Source organism: Peteryoungia desertarenae (assembly GCF_005860795.2).
Lineage (GTDB): Bacteria > Pseudomonadota > Alphaproteobacteria > Rhizobiales > Rhizobiaceae > Allorhizobium > Allorhizobium desertarenae.
In genome coordinates, this window is sequence record NZ_CP058350.1 from 703,885 (window position 1) to 728,482 (window position 24,598).

Below are 24,598 nucleotides of genomic sequence, written 5' to 3' on the forward strand. Positions count from 1 at the left end.
GATCGCGCGAAAGCGCTAAATTCCATATGCCTGATATGCAGATCCAGGCGGACCATTGCGATGCGCAATCCTCCGCCTGGCATTTCAAAGTTCAGTGTCTCAGCCCTTGAGGACTTCGACCAGGGTCTTGCCCAGACGTGCCGGCGAAGGCGAAACCTTGATGCCGGCCGCTTCCATGGCGGCGATCTTCGATTCGGCATCGCCCTTGCCACCGGAAACGACAGCACCGGCATGGCCCATGGTGCGGCCCTTCGGAGCAGTCCGGCCCGCGATGAAGCCGGCCATCGGCTTCTTGCGGCCCTTCTTGGCTTCGTCGATCAAGAACTGGGCTGCATCTTCTTCAGCCGAGCCGCCGATTTCGCCGATCATGATGATCGAGGTCGTGGCCGGATCGGCCAGGAACATCTCGAGCACATCGATGAATTCGGTACCCTTGACCGGATCGCCACCGATACCGACAGCGGTCGTCTGGCCGAGACCTTCGTTCGAAGTCTGGAACACCGCTTCGTAGGTCAGAGTTCCCGAGCGCGAAACGATACCGACCGAACCCTTACGGAAGATCGAGCCCGGCATGATGCCGATCTTGCACTCTTCCGGCGTCAGGATGCCCGGGCAGTTCGGACCCAGCAGACGCGACTTGGACTTGTCGAGCTTGGCCTTGACCCGCACCATGTCCATGACCGGGATACCCTCGGTGATGCAGGTGATGAACGGGATCTCGGCATCGATGGCTTCGATGATGGCGTCCGCAGCACCGGCCGGCGGAACGTAGATCACGGATGCATCCGCGCCGGTCTTTTCCTTGGCTTCGGCAACGGTCGCGAAGATCGGCAGCGTTTCACCCTTGGAGCCGGTCCAGTTTTCGCCGCCCTTCTTAGGATGGATACCGCCCACCATCTGCGTGCCGTAATAGGCGAGCGCCTGTTCGGTGTGGAAGGTGCCGGTCTTGCCGGTCAGGCCCTGAACGAGGACCTTGGTGTTCTTGTTTACAAGAATAGACATCAGTTAGGTCCCTTAGATTAGCCGTTGATCGCCGCAACGATCTTCTTGGCAGCGTCGTCCAGATCGTCGGCTGCGGTGATCGCGAGGCCGGATTCGTTCAGGAGCTTCTTGCCAAGTTCGACATTGGTGCCTTCGAGGCGCACGACGAGCGGAACCTTCAGGCCGACTTCCTTCACGGCGGCGATCACGCCTTCCGCGATGACGTCGCACTTCATGATGCCGCCGAAGATGTTGACGAGGATGCCCTCGACCTTCGGGTCAGCGGTGATGATTTTGAAGGCAGCCGCGACCTTCTCCTTGCCTGCGCCACCGCCGACGTCGCAGAAGTTTGCCGGCTCCTTGCCGTAGAGCTTGATGATGTCCATCGTCGCCATGGCGAGACCGGCACCGTTGACCATGCAGCCGATATTGCCGTCGAGGGCCACGTAAGCGAGGTCCCACTTGGAGGCTTCGATTTCCTTGGAGTCTTCTTCCGTCTCGTCGCGCAGGGCGCGAACGTCGTCGTGGCGGAACAGAGCGTTGCCGTCGAAGGAAACCTTGGCGTCGAGAACGCGCAGATGGTCATTCTTCATGACGATCAGCGGGTTGATCTCGAGCAAAGCCATGTCCTTTTCGGAGAAGGCCTTGTAGAGGATCGGGAAGAGCGACTTCGCGTCTTCTGCAGCAGCACCGGAAAGTTCCAGCGCAGCCGAGATCTTGGCAACATCGGCAGCGGTGACGCCGGTTTCCGGGTTGATCGCGATCGTGTGGATCTTCTCGGGCGTGTCATGGGCAACGGCCTCGATGTCCATGCCGCCTTCGGTCGAAACGACGAAGGCAACCTGGCCGACCGAGCGGTCGACGAGCAGCGAGCAATAGAGTTCGCGAGCGATGTCGGCGCCGTCTTCGATGTAGAGACGGTTGACCTGCTTGCCGGCGTCGCCGGTCTGAGCGGTCACGAGCGTATTGCCGAACATTTCCTTGGCATGTGCCTTGGCTTCATCGATCGAAAAAGCGAGACGAACGCCGCCCTTGGCTTCCGGCGGCAGTTCCTTGAACTTGCCCTTGCCGCGACCACCGGCATGGATCTGGCTCTTGACGACGTAGAGCGGGCCGGGAAGCTGCTTGGCAGCGGCTTCGGCTTCTTCTGCGGAGAAGATCGCCACACCTTCGGCGACCGGTGCACCAAAGCTCTTCAGAAGAGCCTTGGCCTGGTATTCATGAATGTTCATTGTCGTGTCCCTGTTCTGGGCCGCCCGGTAACGGGGCTAAGGCAATTACTTGAGAGCCGGAGCGATGTTGATGCAGGCTTCGCAGAGGCCGGCAACGGCGCCGACAGACTTCTGGAAGGCTTCTTCTTCGGCCTTGTTCAGGTCGATCTCGATGATGCGCTCGACACCACCGGCACCGATGACAACCGGCACACCGACATACATGTCCTTGACGCCGTACTGACCCGACAGGAAGGCGGCGCAAGGCAAAACACGCTTCTTGTCCTTGAGGAAGGATTCCGCCATTTCGATCGCAGATGCGGCGGGCGCGTAATAGGCCGAACCGGTCTTGAGAAGGCCAACAATCTCGGCGCCGCCATCGCGGGTGCGCTGGATGATCTCTTCCAGACGCTCCTTCGTGCACCAACCCATCTTGACGAGATCGGTCAGCGGGATACCGGCAATGGTGGAGTAGCGTGCCAGCGGGACCATCGTGTCACCATGGCCGCCGAGAACGAACGCGGTTACATCCTGCACCGAAACGTTGAATTCTTCCGAAAGGAAAAGGCGGAAACGGGCCGAATCTAGAATGCCGGCCATACCGACGACCTTGTTGGCCGGAAGGCCGGAGAACTTCTGCAGGGCCCAGACCATCGCATCGAGCGGGTTGGTGATGCAGATAACGAAGGCGTTGGGTGCATACTTTTTGATGCCGGCGCCGACCTGTTCCATGACCTTCAGATTGATCCCGAGCAGGTCATCGCGGCTCATGCCGGGCTTGCGCGCAACGCCGGCGGTCACGATGCAGACATCAGCGCCTTCGATCGCGGAGTAATCACTCGCGCCGGTCATTTTCGCATTAAAGCCTTCAACAGGCGACGACTGGGCAATATCGAGACCCTTGCCCTGCGGAATGCCGTCCGCGATGTCGAACAGGACGATGTCGCCCAGTTCCTTGAGACCGGCGAGATGCGCCAGCGTACCACCAATCATTCCAGAACCGATAAGAGCGATCTTGTTGCGCGCCATTGAAGAGCTTCCTTCTAGATCCATAACCAAAGCCGGACCGCTTGAAGGCCAGCATTTGTGGGTTTTCGCATAACCTCAACAGTCGAAATTCGCAACCGATAATTTTCTGCGCATATATTTCAATCGGTTAGATCATAAATATCTTACGTAAACGTAAGATATTTATTAATCTGTCATGGTGTTTTCCGACGTTTTTCTTTGTGCAGCGCGAAATAGTCTTCACTTCTCATCTCAAAGAGCCGCGAGACCGTCCGGTCGAACTCAAACCCCTCGGTACCCTTCTTCTCGGTCAATAATTGCTCCGGCATCGCCACTGCGGAGATGAAAACGCGGACGCTGGCGTCATAAAGAGCATCAATGAGAATAATGAAACGCTTCGTTTCGTTGCGCTTCTCGGGACCCAGATGCGGCACATTCTCGATGAAGACGATATCAAATCGCTTTGCGATCGCCAGGTAATCTGACGCACCGAGGGGACGCTCGCACAGTTCGGCAAAGGCGAAACGAGCCGCCCGACCGGCCGCTTTCGGGACTTCAATCTGGCGTCCCTTCATTTCGATCTCGATGGAAGCTTCGGGAAGGCCAGCCGTCACCCGGTTCCACGCCATGTCCATTTTCAGCTTTGTTTCCACGGACAGCGGCGCGACATAGACAGGTAGACCCTCCGATTTCTCCATTCTGTAATCGGTCGGAGAATCCAACGAGGCAACCTCGACATGTCGACTGAGAAGATCAATAAACGGCAGGAACAGACCTCGGTTCAACCCGTCACGATAGAGGTTGACCGGCTCCACATTGGACGTTGCAACAAGGATGGAGCCGCGTGAAAACAGCTCGGTGAACAGCCGCGACAAGATCATGGCATCGGCAATATCCGTTACCGTGAATTCGTCGAAACAAAGAAGCTGCGCCTCCTGCCTCAGCGCGTGGGCGACGGGCGGCACCGGATCGGCCTGCTTTGTCTCTCCATTCTTGAGTTTCTGCCGATGAACATGAATGCGATTATGCACATCTGCCATGAACTCATGGAAATGAGCCCTGCGCTTCTTCTCGATGGGAGCGAGATTGAAGAACAGATCCATGAGCATGGTCTTGCCGCGACCAACGCTACCATGGACATAGAGACCACGGATCTGCTGCTGCGGCTTACGGCGCTGGGCGAAGATCCACCCCAAAGCACTGCTTTTGGACGCAGGACGTCTGGATTTCAAGTCTTGTAGAATGCGATCCAGCTTGTTGGCTACACCCATCTGAGCGGGGTCAGCCTGAAGCTCGCCATTGACGGTGCGCGCACGCAGTTGTTCCGCGACACTCATGGCATAATCGGGAATGGGTTTCATGCATTGCCCCGCTGGGGTGTCGGCCAGATCGCCGACACGCGGACGTATAATTCGAACTCAGCGGCTCAATGTGATCGGCTGTCCACTCGATGTGGTCCCATCGAAGCGAGCCTCTGCCGACTTATAGAGAGTGCCAATGGTATTCCCATTGCGATCACGCAAGAGGATCTGGCGTCCCGCCACTTCCCATGATCCCATGGTTGTCAGTTCACCGGCGCATCCACGCGTACCGCCGCGCGCACCACTTCCGAGATTTGTGAGCGTGAGGAACATGTCACAGCTCACGCCGGCATTCGAAACACGCCAGTTGCCGACCATCGACTCCTTGGTGACGTCAAGAGCGTTGGCAGGTGCCGCGCTTGCCACTGCATCGCCGGTAGGGGCAGTCGGAGCCGCCGGAAACTGAGACGGGTCACTGATCCCCGGAGGCGGCAACGCGCCAGACTGTACGCTTGGAACCGGCTGCGCCTGTAACGGCGGGAGCGCGCTGTTCGCGGAATTGATATTGTTGAACGATGTCCGCTGGCATCCAGCGAGCGCCAGAACTAGGGCGACCCCGGTGACCGCCTGATAAATCTTCATCATTACACTCCCGCTCTTGCGGCCCTGACCGCAACCTGCCGTATAACTGAGTTTGAAATATGATACGCCGATATGGTTAATCAAGTCGACATATCGTTGAGCAGCCATGCGCATTCGGCATTCTGTTGAACACAAAGCCGCCGAAGCTCAACGCTTGGCGGCTTTGTTTGTTCAAATCATCACAAAAGTTTTAGATCAAGCGCGGCGCTCGACCATCATCTTCTTGATCTCGGCAATCGCCTTGGCAGGGTTGAGGCCCTTCGGGCAGGCCTGGGCGCAGTTCATGATGGTGTGGCAGCGATAGAGACGGAACGGATCCTCAAGATTGTCGAGACGCTCGCCGGTTGCCTCGTCACGGCTGTCGATCAGCCAGCGGTAAGCCTGCAGAAGTACGGCCGGGCCGAGATAACGGTCGCCATTCCACCAGTAGCTGGGACAGGATGTCGAGCAGCAGGCGCAGAGAATGCACTCGTAGAGACCGTCGAGCTTCTGACGGTCCTCATGGGTCTGCTTCCACTCCTTGGCAGGCGTCGGCGACACCGTCTTCAGCCAGGGCTCGATCGAACGATGCTGAGCATAGAAATTGGTGAGGTCGGGCACCAGGTCTTTGACGACCGGCATATGCGGCAGCGGATAGACCTTCACGGTGCCGTTGATCTCGTCCATGCCCTTCGTGCAGGCGAGCGTATTCGTGCCATCGATGTTCATCGCGCACGAACCGCAGATGCCTTCGCGACAGGAACGGCGCAAGGTCAGGGTTGGGTCGATGTTGTTCTTGATGTAGAGAAGACCATCAAGAACCATCGGTCCACAGTCATCGACATCAATGTAATAGGTGTCGATGCGCGGATTGGCCCCATCATCAGGGTTCCAGCGATAGATCCGGTACTCGCGAACATTCTTGGCATTGGCGGGCTTCGGCCACACCTTGCCTTCGGTGATCTGCGAGTTCTTCGGGAGAGCGAGTTCTACCATGGTCGGGTCCTCTTCAGATCAATAGACGCGAGCCTTCGGCGCGATCTTTTGCGGATCAATGCCGTCAGCGATCAGTTCGGTGTGAACCGGACGATAGTCGAGTTTCACGTCACCAGCTTCCGAGACCCAGGCAAGCGTGTGCTTACGCCAGTTCTCGTCATCGCGACCTCCCATCGGACCATCCTTGTAGTCTTCACGAGCATGCGCACCACGGCTTTCCTTGCGCGCTTCAGCTCCATAGACCGTGGTGATCGCGTTGGCCATGAGGTTGTGCAGCTCAAGTGTCTCGACAAGGTCCGAGTTCCAGATCATCGAGCGGTCGGTCACCTTGATGTCGGGCAGTTCCTTCCAGATCGCATCCAGACGGCGGCAGCCACTTTCAAGCGATTCCTGCGTGCGGAAGACAGCCGCGTCTTCCTGCATGGCGCGCTGCATTTTGTCGCGCAGCACAGCGGTCGGGGTTTGGCCCGAGGCATGACGCGTCTTGTCGAAGCGGTCCATGATCTTGTCGCAAGCGGCAACATTAAGGTGCGGGATCGGCTCATCCTTGTCGATGATCTGGGCGGCGCGGATCGCAGCAGCGCGACCGAAAACGACGAGGTCGATCAGCGAGTTGGAGCCGAGACGGTTTGCCCCATGAACCGACGCGCAGCCGGCTTCACCGACCGCCATCAGGCCGGGCGCAATCCGCTCCGGATTGTTGCTGTCGGCATTGAGCACTTCACCCCAGTAGTTCGTTGGAATGCCGCCCATGTTGTAGTGAACGGTCGGCAGAACCGGGATCGGCTCCCGCGTCACGTCAACACCAGCAAAGATCTTCGCCGATTCCGAAATGCCCGGCAGGCGTTCGTGCAAGACAGCCGGATCAAGGTGGTCGAGATGCAGGAAGATGTGGTCCTTATTCTTGCCTACACCACGGCCTTCGCGGATTTCCATCGTCATGCAGCGCGAGACGACGTCACGGGATGCAAGATCCTTGGCCGACGGCGCATAGCGCTCCATAAAGCGCTCACCTTCGGAATTGACCAGGTAACCGCCTTCGCCACGCGCGCCTTCGGTGATCAGGCAGCCCGCGCCGTAAATACCGGTCGGATGGAACTGGACGAATTCCATATCCTGCAGCGGAAGGCCCGCACGCGCGATCATGCCGCCGCCGTCACCGGTGCAGGTATGGGCAGAAGTTGCCGAGAAATAGGCGCGACCGTAACCGCCGGTCGCAAGCACGACCATCTTCGCGGCGAAGCGATGAATGGTCCCGTCATCAAGATTCCATGCCACGACACCGGTGCAGCGACCATCGTCAGACATGATCAGATCAAGCGCAAAATACTCGATGAAAAACTCGGCATTGTTGCGTAGCGACTGGCCGTAGAGCGTATGCAGGATGGCGTGACCGGTGCGGTCCGCAGCAGCGCAGGTACGCTGGACCGGAGGGCCTTCACCATAGTTTTGCATGTGGCCGCCGAACGGACGCTGATAGATCTTGCCTTCCTCGTTACGCGAGAAAGGCACGCCGTAATGCTCAAGCTCATAAACAGCCTTCGGCGCTTCCATGGCGAGATACTGCATGGCGTCGACATCACCGAGCCAGTCGGAACCCTTGACAGTGTCGTAGAGGTGCCACTGCCAGCAGTCAGGCGTCATATTGGTAAGCGATGCGGCGATACCACCCTGTGCCGCAACAGTATGCGAGCGTGTCGGAAAGACCTTGGTGATGCATGCGGTCTTGAAGCCCTGCTCTGCCATACCGAGGGTCGCACGCAATCCAGCACCGCCGGCGCCCACAACGACCACGTCATAGGAATGGTCCACGTAGGTGTAGGCTTTGCCGTTCTGCGCGAAGTTATGAATGGTTGCCATGTTGAATTATCCTACGAATGCGATCTTCAAGATGGCGAAAAGACAGAGACCACCAATCAGGACCGCGAAAAATGTGTTGAGCATGAGAAGCATCAGCTTCGTGATCTCGGTGTGGACGTAATCCTCGATGATCACCTGCATGCCCAGCTTCATATGGATCAGGGCCGACAGCACGACCAGTGCCATGACAACGGCAACGAACGGGTGCGACAATGCGGCAACCACTTCCGCATAGGGAGCACCGTTGTACATCACCATGAAGCCTACAAAGAAAAGAAGAAGCGGAATATTGGCAACTGCCGTCAGGCGCTGACGCCAGAAATGCTCGGTGCCTTCTTTTGCAGAGCCCAGCCCACGTACCTTGCCGAGCGGAGTGCGCATGTTCATGAAGTGTGCCTCAGGTTCGAATGATATAGGCGATCGCCCAGATAACGATGGTCAAGATGACCGAAGCGATGATGTTTGCCTTGGCGAGCTTCGTCGAGAAGTGCTTTTCGAAGCCATAACCAACGTCCCACATCAGGTGCCGCAACCCTCCGAGCATGTGATGGATCAAAGCCCAGGTATAGCCAAACAGGATCAGGCGCCCAATGATCGTTCCCATGAACCAGTTGACCCACTCGAAGTAGGCGGCTCCCGTCGAGGCGGCAACGAGCCACCAGGCAACGAGCAGGGTTCCGAAATACAATGCGGCACCAGTGATGCGATGAAGAATCGACATCAACATCGTTGGAATAAGCTTGTAAACTTGCAGATGCGGCGACAAAGGCCGGTTTCTTGTCACATTCGCCATCTAAACCTCGCGGCGTCTCGATGCGGTCCGAGCAGTCGGACATCTCCTAAAACAATGAACAGCCCAAATTGGGTGCATTGCATCACGGCGACGTTTAATCCCCGAAATCCCGGACGACAAGCACATTCGCTTGCCGTGTTCAATTTAATCGATTCGAGTGAATAGAACTTTAGCAGGATACTCGAACAGCACTTCCCATACGAAAAAAGCCAGTTAGCAGATGACTTTAGCAACGAAGTCCTTCATCTTGCGTTAACAGATCGTTAACCCTTTGCAGGAGGCACCGGTTCCATGGCTCGTTTTCGTCTATCCGTACTGACTGCGGCTGTCCTGACCGCTTCTGGCCTCGCCCTGACCGCTCATGCCGGGGATTTCCACCATCAGCACGCCGCAGATCGAAGCGCCATCATTGGTGGCGACGGTCTGCCTTCTGTAGTCCCAGGCATCGGTACATTTGCCGGTAGCATTGCGGCTGTCCGGGTCAAGGGAAATGGCATCTATTTTGCGGTCAACCGAACACCGCGAAATGTCGTGAAGGTCAAACTGGCGCCGAAGGCCTATATCATTGAAATTGATCCAGAAAACGAAGATTCTCTTTGCTCTTACGAAGCCGGAGTCTGTGTGATCAGGCCCTGATCTGGCCCGCTCGTGAATGCCCAGACAACGGTCCTTTTGACCTCGCTATCCTCAAGGTCCCTTGAGACCGGGACTTCATAGACCGCAAGTTGGCGCAGATTTTCGCGTGGTCTGTAACTCCGTCCCGGATCACCGACTATGACCAAGTGCCCCCTTGTCGTGAGCTGCCCAAGCCATGCGACCAGCGGTTCTGCAAAGCTGTTGTCATAGAAGACGTCGCCTGCCAGGATCACGTCGACATTAACGTCATGTCCTATGAGGTTCTCCTGCGAGAAACTGATGGCGACTCCGTTGAGAGCGGCATTCAGCCGCAGTGCGACTTTTGCCCAAGGATCGATGTCCGTGGCGATCACATCTCTTGCACCCGCCATCGCGGCAGCAATTGCAACGATGCCGGAGCCACTGGCAAAATCGAGAACGCTTTTTCCTCTGACCGTTTCCGGGTGATCAAGAATAAAGCGCGCTAGCCCCTGCCCGCCCGCCCAGGCAAATGCCCAGAAGGGAGGCGGCAAGCCGATCGCCTCCAGATCTTCTTGCGTTTTCAGCCAGAGATCATGCACCTCAGACGCAAGATGAAGTCTGATCTCTGGCACATGGGGCGGAGCCAGAACGCTCGTATTTTCAAGAATGAATCGCTCTGGATCGGTCTTCAGGGGACACCTTCAAACGGGCGGGTTATCAAGTCCACCCATACGGCAGACCTCAAAATACTCATCCTCAGTCACAGGCTGCACGGAAAGCCGCATGGATGTCACGAGCGACATCTGTTGAAGCTTCGGATTGGCCTTGATCTCTTTCAGCGAGACCGGTTTCGGCATGTCGCAGACAGCCCGAATGTCGACACAGTCCCAGCGAAGGTCACCTTCTGCCGTCGAATCGGGGTGCGACAGGGCGCAGACTTCGACAATTCCGACAACCTCCAGCCCTTCATTGGAGTGATAGAAGAAGCCCTTGTCGCCGATCTTCATGGCGCGCATGTTGTTGCGAGCCAGGTAGTTGCGCACCCCGGTCCATTCCTCGCCCGCAGCACCCTTGGCCTTCTGCATCTCCCAGGACCATTTGAAGGGTTCCGATTTGTAGAGCCAGAACGCCATTGCTCATGCCTCCGGATTGTTGAACACCCAGTTGTAAGGCTTGACCTCGACGGTTTCGAATAGCCCGGCGAGTGCGTAGGGGTCCTGCGCGGCAAGTGCCCTTGCGCTTTCGAGATCAGAGGCTGAGATAAGCAACATAGACCCGCAGGGCTTGCCATCCTGATCAAGGAAGGGCCCTGCAATTTTGAGCGTGCCGGCAGAGTTAAGGCCGTTCAGCCATTCGACATGAGCCGGTCTTGTCGACATGCGCAAGTCGAGATGGCCGGGCTTGTCGGCACAGATGACGGCAAAAAGCATAGGTCTCTCCCTGAAAAACGAAATCACTCGGTGGTAATCGGTCGCGACATTAACTGTTCGATTGCGCTGGCAATGTCCAGCCGTCCCTCAATGATCGCAGCAACAGCCTGGGTGATGGGCATCTCGACGCCGTGCCCTTCCGCAAGCCGCGCCGCTACCGCAGCCGCAAACGCCCCTTCGACAAGCGGCCCGCCGGCTGTTGGCATGGTATCACCCCGACCAAGCGCGATGCCGAAACGGAGGTTTCGCGATTGATGGCTGGTTGCAGTCAGCACAAGATCGCCGAGCCCGGACAATCCGCGAACGGTTTCGCCCTTGCCGCCCATGGCTTCAACGAGCCGCGACATTTCGGCAAGACCACGGGCAATGAGCGCCGCACGTGCAGAATCGCCAAGCCCCATGCCCTCGACGATACCGCAGGCAATGGCGAGGACATTCTTGAGCGCCCCACCCAATTGCACGCCGACCCGGTCACTGGAGGCGTACAGTCGGAAGGTGCGGCTTGAAAGCGCCTTCGCCAAGCTTTCGGCAAGAAATATGTCACCCGCAGCAATGGCCATTGCGGTGGGCAGCCCTTTGGCAATGTCAGCCGCAAAACCAGGTCCAGACAACATGGCGATCGGATGGTGCGGCATCGCCTCTTCAAGGACGTCGGTCAGCAGACGGGCGCTCTGCTTCTCTATCCCTTTAGCGCAGCTGACGATGGGGACATGGGCACCAATGTGAGGCCCGTAGACATGCGCTGCCTCAACCTGCGCTTGGGATGGCATTGCGAACAGCACGATCGACGCATTGGCGATATCGCGAGGTTGAGACGAATAGGAGAGCCTATTGGGAAGGGAGACACCCGGAAGGGCTGGGTCATGAAGGGAAGTTTGCGCGAGATCAGCCATTAGAGACGGGTCTCGGCCAACGAGAAGAACATTCGACTTTCCCGTCTGGGCGATAACTGAGGCCAGCGCGGTTCCAAACGCCCCAGCACCGATGACTGCAATCCGATCCTCGCTGGTCACGCCTTCGCTCCCCTCTTGCCATAGGCCAGCAATGCCTTCGCATCTGCATCCAATGGCCAGCGCGATCGAGGCTGAACCGTCAACTCATCCGGCGGCATGTCCAGCGCCATGCGCTCAAGCCCAGCCCAGGCGATCATGACGGCATTGTCGGTGCAAAGGTGATGGGGCGGCGCCAGAAACTGAAACCCGTAACCGGCACAGAGATCGTCCAGAGTCATGCGAACGGCCTTGTTCGCAGCCACGCCGCCCGCAACGACCAGCGCCGGATTTGTCGCATCTGGATATGTCTCTCGGAAACGAGCAAGTCCACGACCGATCCGGTCCATCAGGGTCCGCGCGATCGCACGCTGGAAAGAAGCACAGATATCAGCGACATCCTGGTCGGTGATCGGCGCAATGCTCTCCGCAGCCTGACGTACTGCCGTCTTCAACCCCGAAAACGAGAAATCGAGGCGAGCTTCGCCGACCAGCGGGCGAGGAAAAGCAAATCGCTTGGGGTCACCGCTTGCTGCGGCCCGCTCGACCGCAGGCCCTCCTGGATAGGGTAGGCCAAGCAGCTTGGCAGTCTTGTCGAATGCCTCTCCGAGCGCATCATCGATGGTCGTGCCCCAGCGTTCATAATCGCCAACGCCCCTGACCAGAACCAGTTGGGTGTGACCACCGGACACAAGAAGCATAAGGTAGGGAAAGGCCACGCCATCGGTCAGTCGCGCAGTCAGCGCATGACCCTCCAGATGATTGATGGCATAGAGCGGCTTGCCGGTCGCCCGGGCAATCGCCTTACCCGTCATGAGACCGACGAGCAGCCCGCCAATCAGTCCAGGACCAGCCGTCGCAGCAATTGCATCCACATCTGCCAAGGTAATACCGGCCCGCGCTAAAGCCTCCTCGATAAGGGTATCCAGGGCATCGACATGGGCTCTCGCAGCAATTTCAGGAACCACGCCGCCATAGGCGCTGTGCTCATCCAACTGGCTGAGCACCACGTCCGCCTCGATAACCGCTGAGCCGTCTTCAAGGCGAGTGACGACGGCAGCCGCCGTCTCGTCACAACTGGTTTCGATGCCAAGAATGCGCAGATTGGAGGTCATGGAGCCTGTTCATTGATTGCGATAACCGGGAAAGCGGTCTAGGAGGAGTGTCGGTAACAACGGATCAGATCGGATGCAAACAAAACCTTTCCGCATCGGCACCCGCGGCAGCCCCCTTGCGCTGGCGCAGGCGCATGAGACGCGCGACCGCCTTGTCGCTGCCCATAATGTGCCGCCAGAGATGTTCGAAATTGTGGTGCTGTCGACCACGGGCGACAGGATTACCGATCGATCCTTGTCGGAGATTGGCGGGAAGGGTCTGTTCACTCTCGAACTCGAAGAACAGCTTTTGTCCGGTGATCTGGATTTCGCTGTTCATTCCTCGAAGGACATGCCGACCAGTCTACCTGAAAACCTTGAGATTTCGGCCTATCTCCCGCGCGAGGATGTCCGGGATGCTTTCATTGGGCGGACTGCTCCCACACTTGCGGAACTTCCCCACGGCGCGACCGTCGGCTCATCCTCTCTCAGACGACAGGCGCTGATCCGGCGCCTGCGACCCGACATCAACGTCATCACATTCCGGGGGCTGGTCGACACCCGGTTGCGCAAACTGGCCGAGGGAGAAGTGGACGCGACACTTCTTGCATTTGCAGGACTGAAACGGCTTGGCAAACAGGACGTTCCAACGGCGCTGCTGGATCCGTCGGAATTCCCGCCAGCTCCCGCCCAGGGGGCTATCTGCATCGAGAGCCGGATTGGCGATGAAAGGGTGAAGGCGCTTCTGGAGCCCATCAACCACCGGCCCACCTATGACGCCGTAACGTGTGAACGGGCCTTTTTGGCAGCCCTGGACGGCTCTTGCCGCACGCCGATTGCCGGCTATGCGAGGGTTGAAGGCGATATGATCAAGTTCTCCGGCATGATCCTTACCCCTGACGGCAGCACTCACCATGAAGTGACGGGAGACGGTCCGCTTGGCCAGGCCATCCAGATCGGCTTGGATGCAGGCGACAGGATTCGCGGGCAGGCGGGCGCGGGTTTCTTCGACAGCTGGAGCTGAGACGATGCGCGTTCTCGTGACGCGACCAAGGGCATCCGGTGAAAGAACCGCGTCGGCGATCCGACGTCTGGGACATGATCCTGTCATGCTTCCGCTCGCTGAGGCCTCACATGACTTGAGTGCGACCGCGAGCGCATTGGCGCGACCCGGTTGGGCGCTTGCCATCACCAGCGCTGAAACCTGTCGCGTCCTGGCGTCGCTACCCAAACCTCTGGAAGCCTGGCTGGAAAAGCCCGTTTTTGTGGTCGGCAAAAAGACCGCCGAAGCTGCTGCCGCGCTGGGATTCCAGATGATCCATGTCGGAGGCGGAGACGGACGTTTGCTTGCGAAAGAAGTCTTGGTACATCTCCGGACGCGAACTTCCTCGCCTCTCATATATCTCGCCGGAAATCCCCGCTCCTCAGGGTTCGAATCTGCCCTGGAGGATGCGGACATCACCTATGAGACCCACATCTGCTATCGGATGGTGGATATCGTCTACAAATCGACCGAACTCGACGCTCTTTTCATCGATCGACCCGATGTCGTTCTTTTCTATTCGGCGGAGACCGTTCGGAAATTTTTCCGCCTGCACATGAATTTGATTCAGGCGGACCTCAAGCAAATGCGTTTCCTCTGCTTAAGCCCCGCCTGCCGCGACGCCATGCCGCTTGAATTCCGTGAGAAGGCAATCATTTCAGACGCGGCAACGGAACAATCCCTTCTTGCTCTTCTTTAGCGATGTCAGCCGCTAAATCCGCGTACACTCTTCCCTTCCGGGAACTGACTGACTAGGTTTAGGGGAAAGCAGAACAAGCAAGAGGTTGCCATGGTGTCCGGAAAACCACCCCGTCGTTCAAAGACCACCGACGAACCGGTCACCATCGATCTGCAGGCAGAAAACTCCGAGCAGAAGGCAGAACCTGTCGCCGAAAGCGATCACCAAAAAACTGCAGCTGATGAAGTGCCGGACCCTATATCGGACAGGGACCCTGAACCGGCATCGGAGCCTGCGGCATCTTCAGTGCCTGACGCCACCGCGAAAGAAACGGAAGTTGTTGAAGATCAGGCACGTCAAACGGGTTTTGAGGAACAGCCATCGGAAAAGGCCTCAGCCGGCAATGAGCCCGAAGCCGGGCAGAACACGAAATCTGCTCAGATTACGCGCAGCCCAAGAACGTCAAGCCTGATCGCGTCCGGGATCGTTGGCGGCCTCGTCGCGCTGCTGCTGGCTGGCAGCATGCAATATGCAGGCATCATCCCTGGCCTTGGAGCACCCCAGACACCGCCTGCGGGCGATGGCATTGCTCCGGCGGAGATTGCCGAAATCCGAGCGGAAATCGAACGTCTGTCGCAGGCGCCGGCGCAGACCTCCGCTCCGGACTCCGCCCTGATCGAGCGGATGGATGCCCTGGAGCGCTCCATCCAGCAACAATCAGATACACCAACCTTCGACCCGGCCGCGATTGAAGCTTTGCGCGCCGAGATTGCAGCCAATCAGCAACTGATGAATGAGTTGCGGACGCGGCTGGACACGACCGTGCAGACCCAGACGGAGACTGAGGCACGCCTTGCGGAAGCAGAGGAAAAGCTGAATGAGCCCCGAAACGACGTGGAACTGGCCCGTGCCATTGCATTGACGAGCCTGAAGACATCAATCGAGCGTGGCGGCCCCTTCCTGAGTGAGTTGGACGCCTTGCGAGCGGTAGCACCAGAGGATCCAACCATTGCGGCACTGCAGCCTTTTGCGGCAAACGGTGTACCCTCCCGTTCCGATCTGGCAAGCCGCTTCAACTCGGTAGCGGATGATATTCTGATTGCCGTCAACCAGCCGGGCTCCGGTGAGACATGGACAGAGCGCTTGATGTCGAGTGCGCGATCCGTCATCAGTGTTCGACCAGTTGGCAATGTTGAAGGATCAGCACCGGAAGCCATCGTCGCCCGCATTGAGGACAAACTGCGTAACGGTGATCTGAAGGGAGCCCATCTGGAGTGGGAGACACTTCCTGAGGCAGGCAAGAGCGTGTCCAGTCAGTTCGCGGACAGTCTGTCCCAACGCGTGGAGATTGAAGGAATTATCAATTCTGCCGTTGCACGTTCAATCGCCGGCACGGAGGGCTGAGCGATGATGATGATGTTTAAGGTCCTCTTCTTTTTCCTGATTGTGCTGGCGCTGGGTTTCGGCTTTTCCTGGCTTGCGGATCGTCCAGGTTCTCTTTCCATATTATGGGAAGGGCAGCTGATCGAAATGAGCCTGATGGTGGCAGCGACGCTGATCCTCGCGTTTGTGGCTCTGATCATGCTCACCTGGTGGATTGTAAGAACGATCTGGACATCACCTCACTCAGTCAACCGCTATTTTCGTGCCAGGAAACGGGATCGCGGCTATCAGGCACTTTCAACAGGCCTCATAGCCGCTGGTGCTGGAAATGCGATCCTCGCCCGCAAGATGAGCGCAAGAGCCCGAGGCCTCATCAGGGCCGACCAGGAACCCCTCATCGTTGTGCTGGAAGCACAGGCAGCGTTGATTGAGGGACGTAATGAAGAGGCTCGCCGGCTGTTCCAGCAAATGGCAGACGATCCGGAAACGCGTGAACTCGGTCTTCGCGGCCTCTATGTGGAAGCAAGCCGCCTGGGTGCCCATGAGGCAGCGCGTCAATACGCTGAAACAGCGGCAGAGACGGCCCCGTATCTGCCTTGGGCCGCCAAGGCGACACTTGAGCATCGCTGCCGCGCTGGCAACTGGGATGACGCAATCCGCCTCCTCGAACAGCAACGCGTTGCCCATGTGCTTGATCGAAGTGAAGCCGAACGATTGAAAGCGGTACTCCTGACCGCCAAGGCGCAGGATCAGCTTGATGCCGAACCGGCTGCGGCGCGCGACAACGCCTTGAAAGCTCTTAAACTGTCAAAGACCCTGGTACCTGCAGCGATTGTCGCAGCTAGAGCCTATCTCCGCGACGACAATGTCAGGAAGGCAAGCAGCGTTCTGGAACAGATCTGGAAACTGGATCCACACCCTGAAATCGCCAGAGCTTATGTAAGGGCTCGCAGTGGTGACAGTGCGGTTGACCGATTGAAGAAAGCGGAGAAACTTGAAGGACTAAAACCCAATAATCTGGAATCACTTCTGATTGTTGCGGAAGCGGCTCTCGACGCGAAGGACTTTGTCAAAGCGCGTGCCAAGGCCGAAGCTGCGGCTCGCATGGATTCCCGCGAGCGCGTTTACCTGCTGCTGGCCGATATTGAAGAAGCCGAAACCGGCGACCAGGGAAGAATCAGGCATTGGCTGGCACAGGCATTGAAAGCACCTCGGGATGCAACCTGGGTTGCCGACGGACATGTCTCTAACAAGTGGCTACCAATGTCACCAGTGACCGGTCGCCTTGATGCCTTTGAATGGAAGGCACCATTCGATCAACCGGACGGTCGCATTGAAGACGGCAGGACAAATCCAGCGGAGGAGGCTTTGCGCTCATTGCCTCCGGTGGCAACCCGCATCGAACCCGATCATGACGTGAACGACGTCATAGACGTCACGCCTGAGCCTGAAGCTGTAACGCCGGCAGCGGAAAAATCCGCAAGCGACACAGATGCCACGGTAACACCGATCAAGCGAGCTGAGCCGCGACAGGCAAAGGAAGAGGTGATTGCAGAACCCTTCTTCGGGCGACCCCCGGATGATCCCGGAGTGAAAGACCCGCTTCAATCTCAGCCAGAGCCCAAAACACGCCTGAAACTATTCTGATTGTTACCATGCTAGATCGTCTGCAGACATTCTTTCAATCACTGACGGCACAGCCGAAGGATCGGTCGGCGACTGACGATCCCCTTTTGTCGGTGGCCGCACTCTGCTTTCAGGTGATGGAAGCAGATGGCGCCATTCTCGATGAAGAGCGTGAAAAACTGAAATCCATCCTGACCCAAACCTATGGCGTGGACGAAAGGCGATTGATATCGCTGATGGAGGCGGCGCAACTGGCAGAGAGTGAGGCAGTTGATTATTACCGTTTCACCAATGACCTGAAGCGTCATCTGGAGCCCCATGAGCGGGAAAACCTGATCGGCATTCTGTGGGATATTGTCTATGCAGATGGCGTGCGCAGCGAAATGGAAGACCACGTCATTTGGCGCATCGCGGATCTCCTCGGCGTTTCAAATCGCGAACGCGTGAACCAGCGAATGGAAGCAGCCTCGCGCGCTGGAATAGGAAAAACAGACGATGCTTCTTGAGTTTGAAGGCGAGACCGGGTCCGAGAAGAGGCCGGTTCTCGTCGTTCTGCATCAGGAACGATCTAGCCCCGGGCGGGTAGGTCAGATGCTTGTCGAGATGGGCTATCCGCTGGACATTCGCCGACCTGTGATCGGAGATCGGCTGCCAAACACGCTGAGCCAACACAGTGGCGCGGTGATATTCGGCGGTCCAATGAGCGCGAACGACCCGGATGCCTATATCAAGCAAGAGATTGATTGGATCAATATACCCCTTTCTGAAAACAAGCCGTTCCTTGGCATCTGCCTTGGAGCGCAGATGCTGGTCCGCCATCTTGGCGGAAAGGTTGAGGCGGAACAGCACGGTCGTACGGAAATCGGCTGGTACCCGATCAGACCCACAAAGCACGGTCGCCTGCTGATGCATTGGCCTGAGATGGTCTATCACTTTCACCGGGAAGGATTCGACCTCCCTCGCGGCTGTAAACTGCTGGCAGAAGGCGATGTTTATCCAAATCAGGCCTATCGATATGGAGAAAATGCCTGGGGCGTGCAGTTTCACGCGGAACTCACCCGCGCCATGATGCAGCGCTGGGTGGTTCACGGAGCGCATCGCTTCACCCTCCCCAACGCACAGCAGGGACGGGAGCATCTGGAAGGGCGGATGATCTTTGACGCGCCGCTGAAAGCCTGGCTGCAAGACTTTCTGAGACTTGTCTTTGAACGAGCTTAAGCCGGTCGAGTGTCGTCTTCCGCCTGCTCCACTCGACGTGGCTCCGGCGCATCGAGACTGTCGATCCGCCTGAGCTGCGGAAACTGGTAAGCCCAGGCAGCAGCAACAATGACTGTCCCGATCCCGCCAAAGACGACGGCTGGCACGGGTCCAATGACATGGGCCATGGCACCCGCGCGGAAATCCCCGAGTTCATTCGACGCGCCGACGAAGACCATGTTCACGGCGTTGACCCGCCCACGAACTTCATCAGGCGTCCAAAGCGCAATCAGGGTCTCGCGGACATAGACCGACGCCATGTCGGCTGCCCCGATGATCATCAGGGCAAGAATTGAGATCCACGCCGTCTCCGAGAGGCCAAACATCACCGTACCCACCCCGAAAAGCGCCACGCCTGAAAACATGAAAACACCGGCATTGTGGCGAATGGGAAAACTGGCGAGTGCTATGGCAACGAGTATGGCACCGATCCCCGGCGCCGCTCTCAGGAGACCAAGTCCCCAGGGACCGAGTGTCAGCACGTCTCGTGCAAAGATCGGCATCAAGGCCACGGCACCGCCCAGAAGAACCGCAAACAGATCAAGCGAGATCGCACCAAGGACGACCTTCTCCTTGAAGATAAATCGGAAGCCCGCCAGCAAACTGTCCTTGTCAACGGCCTTGTTCGACATGCGCTGCGGCGGACGCTGCACCATCAGCACCAGAACAGCCGCCGCGACGAAGAAGCTCAGGGAAGTGCCATAGGCAAGCACCGGGCTCACGCCATAGAGCAAGCCTCCGGCCACGGGACCGACAATGGAGGCCGTCTGCCAGGACGATGAATTCCATGCCACGGCATTGGCGAGATCCGCCTGCGGCACCAGATTGGGGGCCAGTGACTGTACGGCAGGCGCGGAAAATGCCCGGTCAATTCCGAAAATTGCGAGAATGATGAAAACAAGCACCGGAATGAATGCATCCGCGAGTGTCAGGATCAGGATCGCAGCCCCGCACAAGGCACTGACAACCATACAGATCGCAACGATGGCGCGGCGGTTATACCTGTCCGCGACCGAACCGGTCACCAAAATCAGGAAAAGCGATGGGAGGAACTGAACCAGCCCAATGAGGCCGAGATAAAGGGCACTGCCCGTCTCGTCATACATCTGCCAGCCTACGGAGACGCTGAGGATCTGGGTGGCGAAAGCGCCAAGGAAACGGGCGAAGAAGAAGCGGGTATAGGATACATGCCGAAATGCGGCAAAACGGTCCCCGGCGGCTGAACTGTGCATACGCAACGACTTTCCAGGAGGGCAAGGCTGAACGGAAAGGGCGCCGTTAAACAAGAATCCGTTTCCGCCGGCACCATCCACTTGTCGGTTAAGTCGCCAATGTCTACATCTCTGTCAATCAAGAAATGGAGACATGAATGCTAGCGCTGTTTCAAACAATCGACCTTGCCCTGAGCATCTTCACATGGATTTTGATCGGGAGCGCGATTTTTTCCTGGCTTTACGCGTTCAATGTCATCAACTCGAACAATCGCTTCGTAGCGATGCTGGGTCAGTTCTTTTACAACGTCACCGAGCCCGTATTGCGACCAGTGCGCCGCTTCATGCCGGATCTGGGCGGCATCGACATCTCGCCCATCATCGTGCTGCTGCTGATCTTCTTCCTGCGTTCTCTGCTGTGGAACAGCATTTACCCAGCCTTTGTGTAAGGCTTTGACTGAGGAAGCGGGATCAAAAAAATCCTCCGGATCTTAACGAGCCGGAGGATCTCATTTCAAAAACCTGGCTGTTTTTGCGAACTGACCAGACTTACTTCTCGTCTTTTGCGCGCTGGATTGAATCCAAGATAATGGCTTTGGCGGCATCAACGTCTTGCCAGTCGCCGATCTTTACCCACTTGCCGGGCTCCAGATCCTTGTAGTGCTCGAAGAAGTGCTGGATCTGCTTCAGCGTGATTTCCGGCAGATCGGTATAGTTCGCGATCTTGTCGTAGCGACGGGTCAGCTTCGGCACCGGAACCGCAAGAATCTTTTCGTCCATACCGCCGTCATCTTCCATCATCATGACGCCGATCGGGCGGACATTGATAACGCAGCCGGGGACGAGCGGACGCGTATTGCAGATGAGAACGTCCAGCGGATCGCCGTCCTTGCAAAGCGTATGGGGAACGAAGCCATAATTGCCCGGATAGGTCATTGGCGTGTAGAGGAAGCGGTCAACCACCAAGGTGCCGGCCTCCTTGTCCATTTCATACTTGATCGGCTGACCGCCAACCGGAACCTCAACGATCACGTTGATATCTTCTGGTGGGTTTTTGCCAATGGCGATTGCATCGATACGCATGAGGAACCCCGTAGGAGAGTGAAAGTCTCGGGCTTCCTAAAGCGAATTATTGCGCATTGCAACAAGGCTTTCGGCGCAGAGAAGCAGTGGTCGCCGGACCAGTCACGCGCTATCATGAACTATCAGCCGGGGGGAGCGAAGAATGACACACAAAGCCATGTTTGCCTTAAGCCTGTCATGTGTGCTGGGCCTGGTCGCTGCAACGACCACGGTCAAGGCCAGTGACAGTGTTTATACGGATCTGGATTTCGATAAATGCAAAACGGTCATGGCCGACGACATGGGCGCGCAGCTCACATGTCCGGGCTTTGGAGACTATCCTGTTCATTTCAAGGAAGGTGATCTGCGCCAGAGCCTGCTCTACGGCAAGGTGGCTCCACAACTGATCGAGGAGGCTTTCGAATCCTTCTCCGCATTTAATCGCGTCCACACCAAGCTTGAATGGAGACTGGATTCGCGGGGGCGGCCTTTTGCCGCCATCCACCGCTGGTACATCGAGAATCCCGGCCCAGATGGATCGATCTCTGACAAGAGCACCGGTCAAGTGCTTGTCGTCTCTCGCGTCGGGCAGTCTGAACGAGATGCGTCCTGTTTCGTGGCACTTGTCGATGCGCGCGCGAATTCCAATGCCAATGAGCTTGCCCGACAAGCTGCAGATCGGTGGGCAAGAGATTACGAGTGTGGAATGGAGCCAGGACCTCAATGGCTCGGCAAACGCGGCAATCTCACCAGCGAAAGGACATTCTACTGGCCGGAAGGCTTCATTCAGCAATAGAAAGAATGAAAAGACGGTCGATTACCGGCTCAAGTGACTGGCACAAACACATCGGACGCATGCGGTCCGGCTTTACTGCCAGATGAAGCCAAGCTTTTTCAGGTGAACTTCGTCGAAGTCCTCGACGCCCTCGACCGCGTCGATGCCGCCATTTGACCGGAAGAAACCGGCAGCAATCTGACTGTCCTCAAGGCACCAAACGACAGTTCCCTTGCAGCCCAGAGATTTCAACAGCCGACGGGCTTCTCCAAACAGAGAGTGTCCAAGACCGATACCCTGGAACTCCGGGCGAAGATAGATTTCGTAGATTTCGCCTTCATATGGCAGCGCACGCGCTCGGTTAAGACCAAGAGATGCATAACCGGCAATCGTTCCCGCGACATCGATGACGAGGAGGGTCGCAGGGCCTCGCGTAGCTTTTCGCCACCAAGTCTCTCCGCGCCGTTCCACCATCCGCGTAAGGGCGCGATACGGGATGATACCAGAGTAGCTGTGCATCCAGGACACACGGTGCGCCTCAGCAATCGCAGCGGCATCCGCCGTTTCGGCATGGCGCACATCTATGGTCAACGTCTTCATAACGTAACACTCGCCCTGTCGGTCAGAGAAGATCAAGAAATCTCTCCGAAGACCGGTGCCATCCATCAGCACCGGGTAAAGCTTAACGCTTTTTTAAGCAATGTCGCAAGGGTACGCTTGGCATTTGCACAAACAAAGACCCCGGCCTGCACAACCGGGGTTTCGAAGTCTCACATGATTTCAGATACTTCAGCCCGCAGCGGCCGCCTTGGCTTTTTCCATGCGCTTACGGTCGTTGGCATCCAGGAACATCTTGCGCAGGCGGATCGATTTGGGAGTCACCTCGACCAGCTCGTCATCCTGGATCCAGGAAAGCGCACGCTCCAAAGTGAACTTGATCGGAGGCGTAAGCTTCACCGCTTCGTCCTTGCCAGCGGCGCGGATATTGGTGAGCTTCTTGCCCTTCAAGACATTGACTTCCAGATCGTTGTCGCGCGAGTGGATGCCGATGATCATGCCCATATAGACCTTCTCGCCGGCATCGATGATCATCGGGCCGCGATCTTCCAGGTTGAACAGGGCATAGGCAACGGCTTCGCCGGCTTCGTTGGCGAGAAGAACGCCGTTCACGCGGCCACCGATCTCGCCCTTGTAGGGCTGGTAGTCGTGGAACAGACGGTTCATCACGGCGGTGCCGCGCGTGTCGGTCAAGAGTTCCGACTGGTAGCCGATCAGGCCGCGGGTCGGAGCGAAGAATACAAGGCGAACGCGGTTGCCGCCCGAGGGACGCAGCTCGACCATTTCGGCCTTGCGCTCGGACATCTTCTGCACGACGACGCCGGAATGCTCTTCGTCAACGTCGATGACGACTTCTTCGATCGGCTCCATCATCTGGCCGGTGGCTTCGTCCTTGTGCATGACGACGCGCGGACGCGACACGGCAAGCTCGAAACCTTCGCGGCGCATGTTTTCGATGAGAACGGCAAGCTGAAGTTCACCACGACCGGACACGAAGAACGAGTCCTTGTCGGCCGACTCTTCAATCTTCAGCGCGACATTGCCTTCGGCTTCCTTGAAAAGACGGTCGCGGATAACGCGGCTCGTGACCTTGTCGCCTTCGGTGCCGGCAAGCGGACTGTCATTGACGATGAAGGACATGGTGACGGTCGGCGGGTCGATCGGCTGCGCCTTCATGGCTTCGGTCACCGAAGGATCGCAGAAGGTGTCGGCAACAGTCCCCTTGGAGAGGCCAGCGATCGCAACAATGTCACCGGCATGAGCTTCTTCGATGGCCGTGCGCTCGATGCCGCGGAAGGCGAGGATCTTGGAGATACGGCCCTGTTCGATCAGCTTGCCATCCTGACCGAGAACCTTGACGGCCTGGTTCGGCTTGATCGAACCGGCAGCGATACGGCCGGTGATGATGCGACCGAGGAAGTTGTTGGCTTCCAGGATCGTCCCGATCATCTTGAACGGACCCTCTTCGACCGTCGGAGCCGGGACATGCTTGACTACGAGGTCGAGCAGCGGCGTCAGGCCTTCTTCCTGCGAACCGTTCGGATCGGTGTTCATCCAGCCGGAGCGGCCCGAACCGTAGAGGATCGGGAAGTCGAGCTGTTCATCGGTCGCGTCAAGCGCGGCAAAGAGGTCGAAGACTTCGTTGACGACTTCGTCGATGCGGGCGTCCGGACGGTCAACCTTATTGATCGCAACGATCGGGCGAAGACCAACCTTCAGCGCCTTGCCAACGACGAACTTGGTCTGCGGCATCGGGCCTTCAGCAGCGTCGACGAGAACGATTGCGCCGTCCACCATCGAGAGAATGCGCTCAACTTCACCGCCGAAGTCGGCGTGGCCGGGGGTGTCGACGATGTTGATGCGGGTATCCTTCCACTCGATCGACGTCGCCTTGGCCAGAATGGTGATCCCACGCTCTTTTTCGATGTCGTTCGAATCCATCACGCGTTCCATCACGCGCTGGTTTTCGCGGAACGAGCCCGACTGCTTGAGGAGTTCGTCAACGAGGGTCGTTTTCCCATGGTCAACGTGCGCAATGATCGCGATATTGCGGAGGTTCATATCCAGGTTCTCTGATGGCTGGGGCGCAATGCGGGAGGGGGCGCCGATTTACTTTGGGGCGCT

General features: G+C 57.6%; 27 protein-coding genes. 9 read left to right on the plus strand and 18 right to left on the minus strand.

Annotated features, from left to right (window positions below):
• Window positions 1-99: 99 nt before the first annotated feature.
• The 9 genes from sucD to sdhC form a co-directional block, all read right to left on the minus strand.
• On the minus strand, window positions 100-1,002 hold the full coding sequence (sucD, locus tag FE840_RS03325) for a succinate--CoA ligase subunit alpha (RefSeq protein ID WP_113379200.1): 903 nt from the start codon (window positions 1,000-1,002) through the stop codon (window positions 100-102).
• Between the two features lie 17 nt (window positions 1,003-1,019).
• The gene (gene sucC / locus FE840_RS03330; RefSeq protein ID WP_138287210.1) at window positions 1,020-2,213 is read right to left on the minus strand and encodes an ADP-forming succinate--CoA ligase subunit beta; all 1,194 of its coding nucleotides are present in this window, start codon (window positions 2,211-2,213) and stop codon (window positions 1,020-1,022) included.
• Window positions 2,214-2,258: 45 nt separating this feature from the next.
• Entirely contained in the window at window positions 2,259-3,221 is a 963-nt protein-coding gene (mdh, locus tag FE840_RS03335) for a malate dehydrogenase (RefSeq protein WP_138287208.1), read from the minus strand.
• A 173-nt stretch (window positions 3,222-3,394) separates the two neighbouring features.
• Complete coding sequence (gene zapE, locus FE840_RS03340) at window positions 3,395-4,561, minus strand: cell division protein ZapE (RefSeq protein WP_138287206.1); 1,167 nt, start codon at window positions 4,559-4,561, stop codon at window positions 3,395-3,397.
• A 57-nt stretch (window positions 4,562-4,618) separates the two neighbouring features.
• Complete coding sequence (locus tag FE840_RS03345) at window positions 4,619-5,143, minus strand: protease inhibitor Inh/omp19 family protein (protein WP_138287403.1); 525 nt, start codon at window positions 5,141-5,143, stop codon at window positions 4,619-4,621.
• 195 nt (window positions 5,144-5,338) lie between these two features.
• Window positions 5,339-6,118 carry a succinate dehydrogenase iron-sulfur subunit gene (locus tag FE840_RS03350; RefSeq protein ID WP_138287205.1) on the minus strand — a complete coding sequence of 260 codons (780 nt, stop codon included), beginning with the start codon at window positions 6,116-6,118 and terminating at the stop codon, window positions 5,339-5,341.
• An 18-nt stretch (window positions 6,119-6,136) separates the two neighbouring features.
• A complete protein-coding gene (gene sdhA, locus FE840_RS03355) occupies window positions 6,137-7,978 on the minus strand; it encodes a succinate dehydrogenase flavoprotein subunit (RefSeq protein ID WP_138287203.1) in 1,842 nt (613 codons plus the stop codon).
• 6 nt (window positions 7,979-7,984) lie between these two features.
• Window positions 7,985-8,365 (minus strand): succinate dehydrogenase, hydrophobic membrane anchor protein, encoded by a 381-nt coding sequence (sdhD, locus tag FE840_RS03360; RefSeq protein WP_138287202.1) that lies wholly within the window; start codon window positions 8,363-8,365, stop codon window positions 7,985-7,987.
• Window positions 8,366-8,375: 10 nt separating this feature from the next.
• Window positions 8,376-8,771 (minus strand): succinate dehydrogenase, cytochrome b556 subunit, encoded by a 396-nt coding sequence (gene sdhC / locus FE840_RS03365; RefSeq protein WP_138287200.1) that lies wholly within the window; start codon window positions 8,769-8,771, stop codon window positions 8,376-8,378.
• Between the two features lie 291 nt (window positions 8,772-9,062).
• Here sdhC and FE840_RS03370 point away from each other — a divergent pair, with 291 nt between their 5' ends.
• A complete protein-coding gene (locus FE840_RS03370; protein ID WP_138287198.1) occupies window positions 9,063-9,407 on the plus strand; it encodes a hypothetical protein in 345 nt (114 codons plus the stop codon).
• Here FE840_RS03370 and FE840_RS03375 read toward each other — a convergent pair.
• The 5 genes from FE840_RS03375 to tsaD are packed head-to-tail and all read right to left on the minus strand — an operon-like array spanning window position 9,374 to window position 12,902.
• Window positions 9,374-10,060, minus strand: a complete 687-nt coding sequence (locus FE840_RS03375) for a class I SAM-dependent methyltransferase (RefSeq protein WP_138287196.1) — start codon at window positions 10,058-10,060, stop codon at window positions 9,374-9,376. The genes FE840_RS03370 and FE840_RS03375 overlap by 34 nt on opposite strands.
• Window positions 10,061-10,069: 9 nt before the next feature.
• Window positions 10,070-10,501: an EVE domain-containing protein gene (locus tag FE840_RS03380; RefSeq protein WP_138287194.1), complete on the minus strand. Its 432-nt coding sequence runs from the start codon at window positions 10,499-10,501 to the stop codon at window positions 10,070-10,072.
• A gap of 3 nt (window positions 10,502-10,504) precedes the next feature.
• Complete coding sequence (locus FE840_RS03385) at window positions 10,505-10,798, minus strand: YciI-like protein (RefSeq protein WP_138287192.1); 294 nt, start codon at window positions 10,796-10,798, stop codon at window positions 10,505-10,507.
• A 23-nt stretch (window positions 10,799-10,821) separates the two neighbouring features.
• Window positions 10,822-11,811: an NAD(P)H-dependent glycerol-3-phosphate dehydrogenase gene (locus FE840_RS03390; RefSeq protein WP_138287190.1), complete on the minus strand. Its 990-nt coding sequence runs from the start codon at window positions 11,809-11,811 to the stop codon at window positions 10,822-10,824.
• On the minus strand, window positions 11,808-12,902 hold the full coding sequence (gene tsaD / locus FE840_RS03395; RefSeq protein WP_138287188.1) for a tRNA (adenosine(37)-N6)-threonylcarbamoyltransferase complex transferase subunit TsaD: 1,095 nt from the start codon (window positions 12,900-12,902) through the stop codon (window positions 11,808-11,810). Before tsaD ends, FE840_RS03390 begins: the two co-directional genes overlap by 4 nt.
• Before the next feature lie 73 nt (window positions 12,903-12,975).
• Between tsaD and hemC the strand changes: the two genes are divergently transcribed.
• From hemC to FE840_RS03425, 6 genes are all read left to right on the plus strand, one after another.
• A complete protein-coding gene (gene hemC / locus FE840_RS03400) occupies window positions 12,976-13,905 on the plus strand; it encodes a hydroxymethylbilane synthase (protein WP_138287186.1) in 930 nt (309 codons plus the stop codon).
• Window positions 13,906-13,909: 4 nt separating this feature from the next.
• Window positions 13,910-14,623: a uroporphyrinogen-III synthase gene (locus FE840_RS03405; protein ID WP_171033689.1), complete on the plus strand. Its 714-nt coding sequence runs from the start codon at window positions 13,910-13,912 to the stop codon at window positions 14,621-14,623.
• Window positions 14,624-14,713: 90 nt separating this feature from the next.
• Window positions 14,714-16,006 (plus strand): COG4223 family protein, encoded by a 1,293-nt coding sequence (locus FE840_RS03410; protein WP_138287183.1) that lies wholly within the window; start codon window positions 14,714-14,716, stop codon window positions 16,004-16,006.
• A gap of 9 nt (window positions 16,007-16,015) precedes the next feature.
• Window positions 16,016-17,632: a heme biosynthesis protein HemY gene (locus FE840_RS03415; protein ID WP_425502194.1), complete on the plus strand. Its 1,617-nt coding sequence runs from the start codon at window positions 16,016-16,018 to the stop codon at window positions 17,630-17,632.
• 8 nt (window positions 17,633-17,640) lie between these two features.
• On the plus strand, window positions 17,641-18,117 hold the full coding sequence (locus FE840_RS03420) for a tellurite resistance TerB family protein (RefSeq protein WP_138287181.1): 477 nt from the start codon (window positions 17,641-17,643) through the stop codon (window positions 18,115-18,117).
• Entirely contained in the window at window positions 18,107-18,829 is a 723-nt protein-coding gene (locus FE840_RS03425; RefSeq protein WP_138287179.1) for a glutamine amidotransferase, read from the plus strand. Before FE840_RS03420 ends, FE840_RS03425 begins: the two co-directional genes overlap by 11 nt.
• On the opposite strand, the gene FE840_RS03430 is transcribed toward FE840_RS03425, so the two are convergent.
• Window positions 18,826-20,100, minus strand: coding sequence for an MFS transporter (locus FE840_RS03430; RefSeq protein WP_138287177.1), 1,275 nt, complete (start codon window positions 20,098-20,100; stop codon window positions 18,826-18,828). The genes FE840_RS03425 and FE840_RS03430 overlap by 4 nt on opposite strands.
• Window positions 20,101-20,237: 137 nt before the next feature.
• On the opposite strand from FE840_RS03430, the gene FE840_RS03435 reads away from it, so the two are divergent.
• Entirely contained in the window at window positions 20,238-20,528 is a 291-nt protein-coding gene (locus tag FE840_RS03435; protein WP_138287176.1) for a YggT family protein, read from the plus strand.
• 100 nt (window positions 20,529-20,628) lie between these two features.
• Here the strand turns inward: FE840_RS03435 and ppa are convergent, their stop codons facing one another.
• Window positions 20,629-21,162 (minus strand): inorganic diphosphatase, encoded by a 534-nt coding sequence (ppa, locus tag FE840_RS03440; RefSeq protein WP_138287174.1) that lies wholly within the window; start codon window positions 21,160-21,162, stop codon window positions 20,629-20,631.
• A gap of 142 nt (window positions 21,163-21,304) precedes the next feature.
• Here ppa and FE840_RS03445 point away from each other — a divergent pair, with 142 nt between their 5' ends.
• Window positions 21,305-21,937, plus strand: coding sequence for a hypothetical protein (locus FE840_RS03445; RefSeq protein WP_138287172.1), 633 nt, complete (start codon window positions 21,305-21,307; stop codon window positions 21,935-21,937).
• Window positions 21,938-22,009: 72 nt separating this feature from the next.
• Here the strand turns inward: FE840_RS03445 and FE840_RS03450 are convergent, their stop codons facing one another.
• A complete protein-coding gene (locus FE840_RS03450) occupies window positions 22,010-22,516 on the minus strand; it encodes a GNAT family N-acetyltransferase (protein WP_138287401.1) in 507 nt (168 codons plus the stop codon).
• 189 nt (window positions 22,517-22,705) lie between these two features.
• Window positions 22,706-24,535, minus strand: a complete 1,830-nt coding sequence (gene typA, locus FE840_RS03455; RefSeq protein ID WP_138287170.1) for a translational GTPase TypA — start codon at window positions 24,533-24,535, stop codon at window positions 22,706-22,708.
• Window positions 24,536-24,598: the final 63 nt, after the last annotated feature.

What these genes read in the sequence shown, in the direction of transcription:
- sucD (WP_113379200.1), bottom strand. Translation starts at nt 1,002, where the DNA reads ATGTCTATTCTTGTAAACAAGAACACCAAGGTCCTCGTTCAGGGCCTG.
- FE840_RS03385 (WP_138287192.1), bottom strand. Translation starts at nt 10,798, where the DNA reads ATGCTTTTTGCCGTCATCTGTGCCGACAAGCCCGGCCATCTCGACTTG.
- FE840_RS03415 (WP_425502194.1), top strand. Translation starts at nt 16,016, where the DNA reads ATGATGTTTAAGGTCCTCTTCTTTTTCCTGATTGTGCTGGCGCTGGGT.
- FE840_RS03435 (WP_138287176.1), top strand. Translation starts at nt 20,238, where the DNA reads ATGCTAGCGCTGTTTCAAACAATCGACCTTGCCCTGAGCATCTTCACA.
- FE840_RS03420 (WP_138287181.1), top strand. Translation starts at nt 17,641, where the DNA reads ATGCTAGATCGTCTGCAGACATTCTTTCAATCACTGACGGCACAGCCG.
- sdhD (WP_138287202.1), bottom strand. Translation starts at nt 8,365, where the DNA reads ATGAACATGCGCACTCCGCTCGGCAAGGTACGTGGGCTGGGCTCTGCA.
- FE840_RS03370 (WP_138287198.1), top strand. Translation starts at nt 9,063, where the DNA reads ATGGCTCGTTTTCGTCTATCCGTACTGACTGCGGCTGTCCTGACCGCT.
- mdh (WP_138287208.1), bottom strand. Translation starts at nt 3,221, where the DNA reads ATGGCGCGCAACAAGATCGCTCTTATCGGTTCTGGAATGATTGGTGGT.
- zapE (WP_138287206.1), bottom strand. Translation starts at nt 4,561, where the DNA reads ATGAAACCCATTCCCGATTATGCCATGAGTGTCGCGGAACAACTGCGT.
- typA (WP_138287170.1), bottom strand. Translation starts at nt 24,535, where the DNA reads ATGAACCTCCGCAATATCGCGATCATTGCGCACGTTGACCATGGGAAA.
- FE840_RS03430 (WP_138287177.1), bottom strand. Translation starts at nt 20,100, where the DNA reads ATGCACAGTTCAGCCGCCGGGGACCGTTTTGCCGCATTTCGGCATGTA.
- sdhC (WP_138287200.1), bottom strand. Translation starts at nt 8,771, where the DNA reads ATGGCGAATGTGACAAGAAACCGGCCTTTGTCGCCGCATCTGCAAGTT.
- FE840_RS03350 (WP_138287205.1), bottom strand. Translation starts at nt 6,118, where the DNA reads ATGGTAGAACTCGCTCTCCCGAAGAACTCGCAGATCACCGAAGGCAAG.
- FE840_RS03425 (WP_138287179.1), top strand. Translation starts at nt 18,107, where the DNA reads ATGCTTCTTGAGTTTGAAGGCGAGACCGGGTCCGAGAAGAGGCCGGTT.
- FE840_RS03380 (WP_138287194.1), bottom strand. Translation starts at nt 10,501, where the DNA reads ATGGCGTTCTGGCTCTACAAATCGGAACCCTTCAAATGGTCCTGGGAG.
- sucC (WP_138287210.1), bottom strand. Translation starts at nt 2,213, where the DNA reads ATGAACATTCATGAATACCAGGCCAAGGCTCTTCTGAAGAGCTTTGGT.
- hemC (WP_138287186.1), top strand. Translation starts at nt 12,976, where the DNA reads ATGCAAACAAAACCTTTCCGCATCGGCACCCGCGGCAGCCCCCTTGCG.
- ppa (WP_138287174.1), bottom strand. Translation starts at nt 21,162, where the DNA reads ATGCGTATCGATGCAATCGCCATTGGCAAAAACCCACCAGAAGATATC.
- FE840_RS03345 (WP_138287403.1), bottom strand. Translation starts at nt 5,143, where the DNA reads ATGAAGATTTATCAGGCGGTCACCGGGGTCGCCCTAGTTCTGGCGCTC.
- FE840_RS03405 (WP_171033689.1), top strand. Translation starts at nt 13,910, where the DNA reads ATGCGCGTTCTCGTGACGCGACCAAGGGCATCCGGTGAAAGAACCGCG.
- tsaD (WP_138287188.1), bottom strand. Translation starts at nt 12,902, where the DNA reads ATGACCTCCAATCTGCGCATTCTTGGCATCGAAACCAGTTGTGACGAG.
- FE840_RS03410 (WP_138287183.1), top strand. Translation starts at nt 14,714, where the DNA reads ATGGTGTCCGGAAAACCACCCCGTCGTTCAAAGACCACCGACGAACCG.
- FE840_RS03450 (WP_138287401.1), bottom strand. Translation starts at nt 22,516, where the DNA reads ATGAAGACGTTGACCATAGATGTGCGCCATGCCGAAACGGCGGATGCC.
- FE840_RS03445 (WP_138287172.1), top strand. Translation starts at nt 21,305, where the DNA reads ATGACACACAAAGCCATGTTTGCCTTAAGCCTGTCATGTGTGCTGGGC.
- sdhA (WP_138287203.1), bottom strand. Translation starts at nt 7,978, where the DNA reads ATGGCAACCATTCATAACTTCGCGCAGAACGGCAAAGCCTACACCTAC.